Source organism: Roseivirga misakiensis, from assembly GCF_001747105.1.
GTDB classification, from domain to species: domain Bacteria; phylum Bacteroidota; class Bacteroidia; order Cytophagales; family Cyclobacteriaceae; genus Roseivirga; species Roseivirga misakiensis.
In genome coordinates this window covers 189,111-201,583 of record NZ_MDGQ01000005.1, presented here as the reverse complement: position 1 = coordinate 201,583, position 12,473 = coordinate 189,111, and the positions used below count along the sequence as shown (strand labels likewise).

At 41.0% G+C, this 12,473-nt stretch carries 13 protein-coding genes; 6 read left to right on the top strand and 7 right to left on the bottom strand.

The features are described from left to right. Positions 1–67: 67 nt before the first annotated feature. The 4 genes from BFP71_RS08560 to BFP71_RS08545 all read left to right on the top strand — a co-directional run bounded on the left by BFP71_RS08560 (position 68) and on the right by BFP71_RS08545 (position 3,766). Entirely contained in the window at positions 68–1,819 is a 1,752-nt protein-coding gene (locus BFP71_RS08560; RefSeq protein WP_069835075.1) for an ABC transporter ATP-binding protein, read from the top strand. A 3-nt stretch (positions 1,820–1,822) separates the two neighbouring features. Further along, positions 1,823–2,401 carry a GDP-mannose pyrophosphatase NudK gene (nudK, locus tag BFP71_RS08555; RefSeq protein WP_069835074.1) on the top strand — a complete coding sequence of 193 codons (579 nt, stop codon included), beginning with the start codon at positions 1,823–1,825 and terminating at the stop codon, positions 2,399–2,401. Between the two features lie 45 nt (positions 2,402–2,446). Then, positions 2,447–3,097: a GDSL-type esterase/lipase family protein gene (locus BFP71_RS08550; protein WP_069835073.1), complete on the top strand. Its 651-nt coding sequence runs from the start codon at positions 2,447–2,449 to the stop codon at positions 3,095–3,097. A gap of 159 nt (positions 3,098–3,256) precedes the next feature. Next, positions 3,257–3,766 carry a DUF1036 domain-containing protein gene (locus BFP71_RS08545; protein ID WP_069835072.1) on the top strand — a complete coding sequence of 170 codons (510 nt, stop codon included), beginning with the start codon at positions 3,257–3,259 and terminating at the stop codon, positions 3,764–3,766. 31 nt (positions 3,767–3,797) lie between these two features. On the opposite strand, the gene BFP71_RS08540 is transcribed toward BFP71_RS08545, so the two are convergent. The 3 genes from BFP71_RS08540 to BFP71_RS08530 all read right to left on the bottom strand — a co-directional run bounded on the left by BFP71_RS08540 (position 3,798) and on the right by BFP71_RS08530 (position 7,290). Next, positions 3,798–4,568 carry a helical backbone metal receptor gene (locus BFP71_RS08540; protein ID WP_069835071.1) on the bottom strand — a complete coding sequence of 257 codons (771 nt, stop codon included), beginning with the start codon at positions 4,566–4,568 and terminating at the stop codon, positions 3,798–3,800. Next, positions 4,568–5,638, bottom strand: a complete 1,071-nt coding sequence (locus BFP71_RS08535; protein ID WP_069835070.1) for a M42 family metallopeptidase — start codon at positions 5,636–5,638, stop codon at positions 4,568–4,570. Before BFP71_RS08535 ends, BFP71_RS08540 begins: the two co-directional genes overlap by 1 nt. A gap of 65 nt (positions 5,639–5,703) precedes the next feature. Further along, a complete protein-coding gene (locus BFP71_RS08530) occupies positions 5,704–7,290 on the bottom strand; it encodes an acyl-CoA carboxylase subunit beta (RefSeq protein WP_069837007.1) in 1,587 nt (528 codons plus the stop codon). Positions 7,291–7,428: 138 nt separating this feature from the next. Here BFP71_RS08530 and BFP71_RS08525 point away from each other — a divergent pair, with 138 nt between their 5' ends. Beyond that, positions 7,429–8,370 carry a Ppx/GppA phosphatase family protein gene (locus tag BFP71_RS08525; RefSeq protein ID WP_069835069.1) on the top strand — a complete coding sequence of 314 codons (942 nt, stop codon included), beginning with the start codon at positions 7,429–7,431 and terminating at the stop codon, positions 8,368–8,370. Between the two features lie 2 nt (positions 8,371–8,372). Next, positions 8,373–9,449 carry an Ldh family oxidoreductase gene (locus tag BFP71_RS08520; protein WP_069835068.1) on the top strand — a complete coding sequence of 359 codons (1,077 nt, stop codon included), beginning with the start codon at positions 8,373–8,375 and terminating at the stop codon, positions 9,447–9,449. Positions 9,450–9,454: 5 nt separating this feature from the next. On the opposite strand, the gene BFP71_RS08515 is transcribed toward BFP71_RS08520, so the two are convergent. From BFP71_RS08515 to eno, 4 genes are all read right to left on the bottom strand, one after another. Further along, positions 9,455–10,030, bottom strand: a complete 576-nt coding sequence (locus BFP71_RS08515; protein WP_069835067.1) for a hypothetical protein — start codon at positions 10,028–10,030, stop codon at positions 9,455–9,457. A 54-nt stretch (positions 10,031–10,084) separates the two neighbouring features. Continuing rightward, positions 10,085–10,384 (bottom strand): FtsB family cell division protein, encoded by a 300-nt coding sequence (locus BFP71_RS08510; RefSeq protein ID WP_069835066.1) that lies wholly within the window; start codon positions 10,382–10,384, stop codon positions 10,085–10,087. A gap of 49 nt (positions 10,385–10,433) precedes the next feature. After that, positions 10,434–11,018, bottom strand: a complete 585-nt coding sequence (locus tag BFP71_RS08505; RefSeq protein ID WP_069835065.1) for a hypothetical protein — start codon at positions 11,016–11,018, stop codon at positions 10,434–10,436. Between the two features lie 163 nt (positions 11,019–11,181). Continuing rightward, positions 11,182–12,468 carry a phosphopyruvate hydratase gene (gene eno, locus BFP71_RS08500; RefSeq protein WP_069835064.1) on the bottom strand — a complete coding sequence of 429 codons (1,287 nt, stop codon included), beginning with the start codon at positions 12,466–12,468 and terminating at the stop codon, positions 11,182–11,184. Positions 12,469–12,473: the final 5 nt, after the last annotated feature.

Genomic DNA, 12,473 nt, shown 5'->3' with positions numbered 1-12,473 from the left:
ATTACTTTCTATAACTTGGAATCAATTTGGTGAACACTTCGTTTAGCCATCATCCAACAATATTTTCATGGCCAAAAAGAAAAAGCTAAACAACATTACCGTAGGGCAGGTATTCAAGACCATAATATGGCCTAAAAGAGGCTTACTCCTCATAGGACTTATTCTAATTCTATTAAGAAGCGCGGCGAGTCTTGTGCTTCCTGGTGCGACTAGATTCTTGATTGACGATGTAGTGGTGAACAAAGACATGCAGAAGCTATGGCTTGTGATAACTGTTACTATTGCAGCCATTATCACCCAAGCAGGAACCTCATTTGCACTGACTAGATTACTCAGTGTTCAGGCACAAAAACTGATCGCTCAACTTAGAGTTAAGGTTCAAAAGAAAATACTTTCTCTACCCATTAATTATTTCGATAGCACAAAATCTGGTGCTTTGGTGTCTAGAATAATGACCGATGTGGAGGGTGTAAGAAATCTGGTCGGTACTGGCTTAGTTCAGCTTCTCGGAGGTTTATTAACCTCCATAGGTGTGCTATACATTCTCATTGATATGAATGCAAAACTAACCGCATTCGTTATTGCTCCGGTTGTAATATTCGGGCTTGTCGCCATGAAAGCCTTTGCATATTTAAGACCAATTTTCCGAAAGCGCGGCCAACTCAATGCAGAGGTTACAGGTCGTTTAACAGAAACATTGAATGGTGTAAGGGTGATCAAAGGATTCGGTGCCGAATTACAAGAGATAGCTACTTTCGAAAAAGGGGTAGACGAATTGTACCAAAACGTTAAGAAAACTTTGACAGCCACTGCCATCGTTACGAGCTCCGCTACATTTCTTTTGGCTGGGGTGGCTAGTACTGGCATACTTGGTATTGGAGGATATTACATTATCCAAGGTTCCATGACCCCGGGAGAATTAGTGGCCTTTATTGCTTATTTAGCCGTCATGATCGCTCCTATCGTTCAAATGTCCAATATCGGTAGTCAAATTACAGAAGCCTTTGCAGGTTTAGATCGTACTGAGGAAATCATGATGACTGCTACCGAAGATGAGGACCCTAAACGCACGGTGGAACTCGATGAAATTCAAGCGAATATGGTCTTTGACGATGTGACTTTTTCATACGATGAAGGCGTGGATGTGCTAAAAAACATAAAGTTCGACGCACCATCGGGCAGTGTGACGGCATTGGTTGGAACTTCTGGATCAGGGAAATCGACGATCGCTGGTTTAGCTGCGACTTTCCTGACCCCAAAATCAGGGAAGATTACTGTCGATGATATTGACCTTTCTACGGTCAAACTAAAAAGCTATCGCCGAAACTTAGGTGTGGTACTCCAAGATGACTTCCTTTTTGAGGGTACAATCAAAGAAAATATCCTTTTCCCCAGACCAGATGCTTCAGATGAAGAATTAGACGTTGCTGTAAAAGCGGCTTATGTAAATGAGTTCACTGATCGGTTCGAAGACGGCTTGGATACTTTGATTGGAGAACGAGGCGTGAAGCTATCTGGTGGCCAAAGACAGCGTATTGCCATCGCTAGGGCGGTATTGGCCGACCCAAAAGTTTTAATACTCGACGAGGCCACTTCTAACCTAGATACCGAAAGCGAGACATTTATTCAAAAGAGTTTAGCCGGGTTAATGAAAGGTAGAACCACTTTCGTGATCGCTCATAGATTAAGTACCATTCGACAGGCAGATCAAATTCTAGTGATAGAAGACGGAGAAATCGCAGAACGTGGTACTCACGATGAATTGATTGCCAGCGAAGGGCGGTACTATCAATTATATACTTATCAGGCTAGAATTTAAAGTATGAACGACCGGATCAAAATAATAGATAAAGAGGTACTATCCGATAATTGGTATACACTGAACAAAGTAACTTTTGAGTACACCAAAAACGATGGTTCTGTTCAAAGGCAAGAACGTGAAGCATACGATCGGGGAAATGGAGCCACTATTCTACTTTACAACAAAGAAAAAGGTACAGTGGTACTTACGAAGCAATTCAGAATGCCTACTTATTTGAATGGAAATAAAGACGGCTTTTTAATTGAAGCTTGTGCCGGTTTATTAGAGGAGGATAATGCTGAAGATTGCATACGCAAAGAAACGGAAGAAGAAACGGGTTATAGAATCAAAAATGTTCAAAAAGTCTTTGAAAGCTATATGTCACCCGGATCAGTCACTGAGATTCTTTACTTCTTTGTGGCCGAGTATGAAGACGTTATGAAAGTTAATGATGGTGGCGGTACTGACGAAGAGGAAGACATTCAAGTATTAGAGCTTTCATTCAAAGAAGCACTGCGCATGACCAGCAATGGAGAAATTAAGGATGCTAAGACTATAATGTTGCTCCAATACGCTCAAATAAATTCTTTGCTCGCATAAATAATTTAGGGTTTATAATTCTCCCAAATTTTCTAACTTAGGTCAATGCGCCTAGCACTCACCCTATCTCTAATTTTTGTGACCATAAATTTGTGGGCACAAGACCCAAAGCGTTTCGCAGAAGAGGTAAGTCAGTTTGCTGGTACAGAAGATAATTACCCATCAAAAAATAGAATCTTATTTACAGGAAGTTCGAGTATTCGCCTTTGGGTAGATTTTAAGAGTTACTTCCCCAACCACAATGTCATTAATACCGGTTTTGGCGGTTCTGAAACAAGTGACTTGATTGTTTACAAGGATCAACTCATTTCGAACTTTAAACCTAAGCAAGTATTTATCTACGAGGGTGACAATGACATCAATTCGGGTGAAGACCCTTTGTTTGTGCTTGCCGAACTATCGGCTCTGGTGATTGACCTAATCAAAAAAGAGAAGATAGAGAATATTGTGCTTATCTCCGCAAAACCGAGCATAGCCCGCTGGGAGTTAAGAGAATCTTATAAAAAATTCAATACCGGACTATCCCGTTTAGCTGAACTCTCAGATAATATTTCTTATGTTGATGTATGGAGTCCAATGCTCAAAGAAGATGGTTCTTTGAAGAAAGATATCTTTATCGAGGATGGTCTTCATATGAATAAAAAAGGCTACGATCTCTGGATTAAAGAGATAGAACCATTGCTCATTAGCAAATAGCTAAATTATTTTCGTCCTAGAAAATAGCTAAAAAAGAGCCTAAAAATCTCTTAAACGCACTTTCACTCCTCCACCACTCTTAATGTGAAATAATTTTTTATGAATATATGTTGAATATTTCATATAAGTTTTTCATCTTTATATCAGTAACCTAAACATATGAAACCATTAGCAGTATATGCACTGTTTATGGGCACGGCTATGACGGCCTTTTTCTCTTCATTGCATGAAGGAAGGCCATCATACTATGCTCAACTGGAACCGATAGAACTCGGATCTCCAGTAAAGCTTTCGGGAGTCGTCGAACTTCCTACAGAGCTACCGGCCTTCGAGGAAGCGCCCAGTCGCAAATCTTACAACATATTTTTCGAGAATAAGACCAGCAGCCCAATGAAGGTGGCTATTCGCTACAAATCAATTGACGGCGGGTGGCAAACTGATGGCTTGACTACTCTTCCCCCAGGCGAAAGAAAGCTAATGGGTCAGTCAGATGAAAAGGTCTACTACTATCATGTCGCGGACAAGTCGAGATCTAAAAAGAAATCGGCAACAGATGGGTACAAGTTTCCGATTAAGACTAAGTCGCGTAAAAAAGTCGCTTTTCAGAAAAAAGAAATTTGGGAGTGTTACAACAAGGAAGTGTGCAATGCACTTGCCGTGTTTAGGTAACAAGGACGGGGGAGTCTGCTGGAGGCTCCCCCTATTTTAAACTTTCAAAATAATCCGGTGATTTCTTCAATCGGCTGCCGTACCAACTGAACATTTCCCCATCCACCAGATCAATTCTAGCATTTGGCAATACAGCCTGAATCTCAGCAATATCTTTTGTCTTGAAAGGATATGGTTCTGAGGAAAGCAGAACAACGTCAGGATTCAGCGTTTTAAAGTCTGCCAGCTCAAGCGTGGGGTAACGCTCCTCCTCTACAACGTTCTCAAAACCGGCGTACTTCATCATTTCATTGATGAAAGTTCCATTTCCAGCCACCATATAAGGTTTCTTCCAAATCAGATAAAGAGCTTTTTGCTCACTTAATCCTCTCGGTAATTTACTGAAGCCATCTAAAATCTCGTGACTCAATAAATTGGCTTTAGACTGTTCTCCAACAATATTTCCTACCTCCTGAATCATCGCTATAGCATCAGCAAGTGTAGCTATATCACTCATCCAAACAGGAAAATCTTTAGCAAGTTTTTCTATCCCTACTTTATCGTTCTCTTCTTTATTACCGATAATCAAGTCTGGAGCAAATGCCGCTATTGATTCAAATCTATATTGCTTTGTTCCACCAACAATCTGTTTTTCCTTTCGCCAATGTGACGGATGGATGCAGAATTTAGTAATTCCAACAACCCGATCACCTAAACCAAGGTCGTAGAGCAACTCGGTTTGGGAGGGGACTAAAGAAATGATCTTTTGAGGGTTTTCTGGTATGTTTACCTCCCTCCCCATCTGATCATTTACCCTCGGCATTACTTGAGATAACTAAAGTCGTGTTTATTGGGCAATTGGATCAAAAACTCATACATGAGGTCAATTACATTCGCTATATCCGACTCATGCGCGGTTTCTACTGTAGTATGCATATATTTTAGCGGAAGCGAAATCAAAGCGGAAGGCACGCCTTCATTTGAGTAAGCAAATGCATCGGTATCAGTTCCAGTAGATCGAGAGGCCGCAGCTCGTTGAAAATCAATTTTGTTAGCCTCGGCCACACCAATAATCATATTTAGCAGGTTGTTATGAACTGCCGGTCCGTAAGTCAAAACTGGACCTTTACCTGCTTTCTGATCTCCACTTACCTTTTTATCATACATTGGTGAATATGTATCGTGGCAAACGTCAGTAATGACCGCAACATCAGGTTTAATTCGCGCAGCAATCATTTCTGCACCTCGTAAACCGATCTCTTCTTGTACGGCATTTACGATGTATAGTCCGAATGGTAACTCGACCTTATTTTCTTTCAATTTACGGGCTACTTCGGCAATCATATATCCTCCGATCCGATTGTCTAGCGCTCGACCACACCAATATTTATCGTTGAGCTTAAAGACTTCGTCTTCGAAGGTGATGACAGACCCAACATGAATACCCATTTTTAATACCTCATCTTTAGACTCGGCACCTACATCAATAAAGATATTTTTGAGGGACGGTGATTTCTCATTTGCTCTATCTCTGACGTGAATTGCTGGCCAACCAAAAACGCCTTTTACCACACCTTTATCTGTATGGATATTCACCTTTTTGGAAGGGGCTATTTGATGATCGCTACCTCCATTTCTGATTACATAAATGTAACCGTCGTCACCAATATAGTTTACAAACCAAGCGATTTCATCGGCATGCGCCTCTATCACAACTTTATAGGGTGCATCTGGATTGATGACTCCAACGGCGGTTCCGTACTTATCAGTGAAATGTGAATCTGTGTAGGGTTTTATATAATCCAACCAAATCTGCTGACCTGAGCTTTCAAACCCGGTTGGAGATGCATTATTTAAATATTTGGTTAAGAAAGCTTCACTCTGTTTGTTCATAGTCTTATCAGTGCATCAACGCACATTTAGAGTTTTTCTGAATACGTAAAAACGCTTGAAATTATTTAAAGTGGTATGTTTCCGTGCTTTTTCTTCGGTAATGAATCAACCTTATTTTCCAGCATTTTAAACGCTCTTATTAACTTTAATCTTGTCGTATCTGGGCTTATTACTTCATCTACATAACCACGTCTTGCAGCTCTATAAGGGTTGGCAAACTTGGCAGTATATTCATCCACTTTCTCCTGTAGTTTAGCTTCAGGATCATCAGCAGCGGCTATCTCTCTTTTGAAAATAATTTCAGCAGCACCTTTAGCTCCCATTACGGCAATTTCTGCCATCGGCCAAGCATAATTCATATCCGCCCCAATGTGCTTGGAGTTCATTACATCATAAGCTCCGCCATAGGCCTTACGTGTAATTACAGTGATTCTTGGGACTGTCGCCTCGGCAAAAGCATACAAAAGTTTAGCGCCATTGGTAATAATACCTCTCCATTCTTGATCGGTTCCAGGCAAGAAACCTGGGACATCTTCTAGCACTAACAAAGGAATGTTGAAACTATCGCAGAATCTTACAAAACGAGCACCTTTTACACTAGCATCTATATCTAATACTCCTGCCAATGAAGCAGGCTGATTTCCTACAATACCAATACTTCTGCCTCCCAATTTTGCAAACCCGACAATAATATTTTCAGCGTAATTCTTGTGCACCTCAAAGAACGAATCTTCATCAACCAAATGCTCCACTACTTCGTGCATATCATAAGGCTGGTTAGGGTTTTCCGGGATAATATCCGTAAGTTTTGGTCTGATCTCATCTTGTTCGTCATAGGCATAAACTGGTGAATCTTCTTCGCAGTTCTGCGGAATGTAATTTAGAAGCCTTTTAATATCGTTGAGACATTGAACTTCGTTAGCCGATGAAAAGTGAGTTACGCCGCTTTTACTACTATGCGTGCTGGCTCCACCAAGCTCTTCTGCTGTTACATCCTCTTGCGTAACTGTCTTCACCACACTCGGACCTGTTACAAACATATACGATGTGTTTTCCACCATAAAGATAAAGTCTGTAATGGCTGGAGAATATACAGCCCCACCTGCGCAAGGACCCATGATGGCAGATATTTGTGGAATAACTCCAGATGCTCGCGTATTTCGATAAAAAATATCGGCATAACCACCTAGCGAAACTACTCCTTCCTGAATTCTAGCGCCTCCAGAATCGTTCAGTCCAATCAATGGTGCACCATTCTTGGTGGCCAAATCCATGATCTTACATATTTTCTCCGCATGCGTTTCTGAAAGAGACCCGCCAAATACGGTAAAGTCTTGTGAGTATAGGTAAATCAATCTACCATTAACGGTTCCATAACCTGTAACCACACCATCTCCTAGGTAGACCTCTTTATCTAGCCCGAAATCAGTAGCACGGTGTTCCACAAATTTACCAATCTCTTCAAACGATCCATCGTCCACTAGGAGTGTGATCCTCTCTCTGGCCGTTAATTTGCCTCGTTTATGCTGTGCTGCAATCCTTTTTTCACCCCCTCCTAGTAGGGCTTCTTGATTTTTAGATTCTAGAAGTTTAAACTTTTCATCTTTAGAAAGAAGATGCACTTCAGATTGCTGATTATTCTGATCCGCCATAGGTACTTTATTATCTGACCAAAGATAGATAGATCGCATCAAAAAAGAATTTTGAACCTAGGTAATTCCACAATCGGAAGATTCATTATTTGGCAATATCTCTTATCTTCGGCCAACGTTTTAAGCGGCTACTAAGTGATGCGCAAAGCAGTAATAGATCTCGGTACGAATACATTTCATTTGTTCATTGTAGAATTTCTCAATGGCAAAATGAATACGCTCTACAAAGAGAAAATTGCTGTGAAAATTGGCCAAAATGGTATTAGCAAAGGTAAAATAGCCCCTGACGCAACCAAAAGAGCTATTCATGCATTATCCATCTTTAAAACTGTAATTGATCAGTTTGAAGTTAAGGATGTAAGAGGTGTGGCAACTAGTGCAATCAGAAATGCGAAGAATGGTCAAAAGTTGCTCGATGAAATATTTGACGAAACCGGAATACGTATCAATATTATTTCTGGTGATCGTGAAGCCGAACTAATTTTCGGTGGAGTTAAAGCTGCTTTAGATATGCGGATCGATAACCAATTGGTGATGGATATAGGCGGGGGTAGCGTAGAGTTCATCATCGGAAATAAGGATAGTATTCTTTGGAAACAAAGTTTTGAAATTGGCGCTCAGCGATTGCTGGATAAGTTTCACACGGAAGACCCAATGCCTCCTCAAAGAATTGAAGACTTATTCGCTTGGCTTAACCCTCAATTAGAGTCATTAACCTCTGCAATAAGTCAGTTTAATCCTACGGGGTTGATTGGTTGCTCAGGAACTTTCGATACGATCTATGATATTTTCTTGAGTGAAACCGGCTCTAAAAAAGACGCGCATGCGACAGCTTTTGACCTACCCATCAAGGCTTATCATGACATACATAGGGAACTCTTGATCAAGGATAGACAGGAGAGATTATTGATTCCAGGCATGGTGACGATGCGTGTTGATATGATTGTAGTAGCTAGCTGCTTGATTTCTTTTGTGCAGGAACATCTTGAGATAAACGAAATCAAAGTTTGTGCTTATGCTTTGAAAGAAGGTCTACTATTTTCGGAAGACACCGCAAAAAACGTAACAGAGACGATTTAAATATGGCATTATATTCTCACGACGAGCTTCACACATTTTCTCAATCTGTATTTAAAAAGATAGGCTGCTCGGCAAAGGATGCCAAAATAGCCGCCGATACATTACTTTCTGCTGATTTAAGGGGTGTAGATTCTCACGGTGTGGCTAGACTCAGCGGCTATGTCAGGCTATGGGAAAAAGGAAGGATTAACCCTAATCCAGCTATTAAAATTGTACATGAAACTCCTAGTACGGCCGTTGTGGATGGAGACGCAGGTTTGGGATTAGTGGTGGCGCCGTTTGCCATGCAGATCGCTATTGAAAAAGCCAACATTGCAGGGACTGGTTGGGTTGCCGTAAAAAATTCTAATCATTATGGTATAGCGGGCTATCATGCCATGCAGGCCTTAGATCATGACATGATTGGAATCTCTATGACTAATGCGAGTCCATTGGTTTCTCCGACCTTTTCTAAAGAACGCCTTTTGGGTACTAACCCTATTGCCGTTGCCATTCCAGCTAATGAGGAACCTCCATATGTAGGTGACTTTGCCACTACAACTGCGGCTAACGGAAAACTTGAAATTTTACAGCGTAAAGGGGAAGAAGCTCCTGAAGGTTGGATACAAAATAAAGAAGGCGAGGTTACAACTAACGCTTTTGGTGTGAAGGAGGGCGGTGCCCTGAGACCTCTCGGTGGCGATCGATCTAACGGAAGCCATAAGGGTTATATTCTTGGTTCCATGGTAGATATTTTTTCTGCGGTTTTATCAGGTGCTAACTATGGCCCATGGGCACCACCATTCGTTAGCTTTATGGATCCTGTAAGTGATCCTGTTGGTGAAGGGTTAGGCCATTTTATGGGTGCTATGCGCGTAGACGCTTTTAGACCTGCTGATGAATTTAAAGACAATATGGATCAATGGATTCAACGTTTTAAAAACTCGGCACCAATAGATCCAGAACAAAAAGTACTTATCCCTGGCGATCCTGAGCGTGAAATGGAAGCCATTCGAATGAAGGACGGAATACCGCTACTCGAAGCTGTAAGAAATGACCTTTCAGCATTGGGAGAAAAGTTCGATATACCCTTTCAATAGGGATATTAAAGGGTTATTCCACCTCTAATTATAAAAGCACTGTTATATGGCGATCGGGCGTCATCATGTAATAAATTATACAGGACAGTCACATTAATCCCTGCTCTACCAAACACCGGTTGCGTATAGCCACCTCCAATGAAAAAGCCAGGCACCCAGTCTCGACCAATACTGCTCCTCCCAAAATTATCGAACTCGACAACTTCAGTATTGACTGTTTCTAATTCTACATGAGCGAAATAATCATCTAGAATATTGTGTCGAGCGAACAACCTTCCACCATAAACACCATTGGATAAAGTGAATCTATCACCATTAAAAGCATTAATAAACTCTCTTCTTAGATACTGATAATTGACTCCAGCGCCAACTGAAAAATCGTCAGTCAATAAGTAACCTGCTAACGGAGATATGTCGATGAATGTGAAACGGTTCCCGATATTAAATGAGAAGTTTCCACCAAAATAGAGTTTATCCTTGAAACTTAATGAATCTACCTCATCCTCTTCAAAATAGACTTGAGCTGAAGCTACTCCATAGCTTCCGACAATTAACAAAAGGCCTAGAATTATCTTTCTCATATGATGTAAACGAAAAAGTCCTCAAAAGAGGACTAATGTGAGTGAATTATTTTTTTAGTCTTCTGAGACTACCACGTATAAATCTTCGGAAGGTTTCTTCATGAGATACTTCTCACGGGCAAACTTCTCTAATAGCTTCTTATTGGTACTTAGCTCTTCTTTATCTTGAAGTACTTGAACTTTCTTATTGATATAAAATTCTTGCTGAGCTTTCAGACCATTAAGTTTCTGAGTCATACGAACTTGGGAAACTACATCGTTTGAGTCTATCAGAAACATCCAAACCAGGAAGAACATCCCGAAGAGGAAATAGTAGTTTTTGAAAATTTTTGGAATCTTTGTGAAAGGATTCATACTATAAAAGTAATCAACTTTTCGTCAAGATTCCAAAAAACAGGCAATTCTAGTTGTCTTGGGCACCATTATCTACCCACGCAACAATAATATCAATTTGCTGATTAGTTAAAGCTGTTGCGCTAGCAGGAGGCATTGTTCTGCCCGCTACTCTTGCTTTAAATCTTGCCGCTCTTGGCTGTGCATCGCTAAATCCATTGATGGCAAATGGCGCATTACCACCAGCCACATGACAACCCGCTGTAGCACATCTCATTTCTAGAATTGGGAGCACATCTGAAGCAAAAGATACTTGTAGCGCTGAATTCTCTCCTACTGTAACTTGTAGCGTGTTAGAACAACCACTAGTTCCTGTAGCTGTAACAGTATATGTTCCAGCCGCTAAATCAGTAAATGTACCTGAAGATTGAAGCGCACCACCATCGATACTGAATTCAAATCCGCCACTTCCTCCTGTTGCGGTAACTGTAAAGGAACCGTCGGACTGGCCAGCGGTAGCATTAATAGTGTTTGTAACCGTAATAACTACTGGCGTAGCGCATGGGTCTGGCTGATCATCTCCACCTCCATCATTTCCGCACGCGAAGGAGATAAGTGCAATTGCTATAAGAGAAAAAAGTACTTTAGTTTTCATAATTAAGTCGTTTGATGGCCTATACCTTCCTTAACAGCAAAAGGCTGCTACAATTCTGAAGTTATTTTGATTTTTTTATTGCGTGTCAGCTGAATTACATAAAAAACCCTTCCCCAAGCCGTTTGACTTAGAGAAGGGTTTAAAATCTTAAGTTTCTATTTGGCTAGTAAGCCTTTCTGAAATCTTTACCTGGGAATTTGGCTACTTCGCCTAACTCCTCTTCAATTCTGATTAGCTGGTTATATTTTGCCATTCGGTCAGAACGGGAGGCAGAGCCTGTTTTTATCTGCCCTGTATTCAAAGCAACTGCTAAATCTGCGATTGTATTATCTTCTGTTTCACCTGATCGGTGTGACATCACTGCGGTATAGCCATTTCTATTGGCTAAGCTAACGGCTGCAATTGTCTCTGTTAGCGTACCAATCTGATTTACTTTAATTAAGATCGAGTTGGCAATGTCATTATCAATACCTCGCTGAAGGCGCGTTACATTGGTCACAAATAAATCATCTCCTACCAACTGTACTTTATCGCCAATTTTAGAGGTTAGTGCTTTCCAACCTTCCCAATCGTCCTCGAACATACCATCTTCAATAGAAATAATCGGGTAGCGTTCGCTTAGATCGGCTAGGTAGTCAGCCATTTCAACTGGAGAAAGTTTTTTACCTGTTGAATCTTTGAAATAGTATACGTTTTCATCTTCCAAATAGAACTCAGAAGAAGCCACATCTAAGGCGTAAACAATATCATCTCCTACTTTATACCCTGCATTTTCCACAGCTTCTGATATCACCTGTAATGCTTCGTCGTCGGAACCAAGATTCGGTGCAAAACCACCTTCATCTCCTACGTTTGTCGCAAGACCTCTAGAAGAAAGAACTTTCTTTAAGTGATGGAATATCTCTGCTCCCATTCGGATTGCCTGAGAGAAACTCTCCGCACCTACAGGCATAATCATAAATTCCTGAAAGTCGATAGAGTTATCGGCATGCGAACCACCGTTAATGATGTTCATCATTGGTACGGGAAGTGTATTCGCGCTCACGCCACCAACATACCTATATAAAGGCAGTCCTAGCTCTGCCGCGGCAGCCTTAGCTACTGCCAAAGAAACTCCAAGGATAGCATTAGCCCCTAATTTGCTTTTATTTTCTGTTCCGTCAACCTCAATCATGATCTTGTCAATCAGATTCTGCTCGAAAACTGAGAAACCAATCAACTCGGCTGCTATCACATCATTTACATTTTCTACTGCTTGGGTTACACCTTTCCCAAGGTACAAGTCTCCTCCATCGCGTAGTTCGACAGCTTCATGCGCTCCAGTTGAAGCTCCAGACGGCACTGCTGCTCTTCCCAAAACACCACTATCGGTAATTACATCTACTTCTACCGTAGGATTCCCCCTAGAGTCCAGGATTTGTCTTGCATGAATGCTTTCTATTAAACTCATATTTT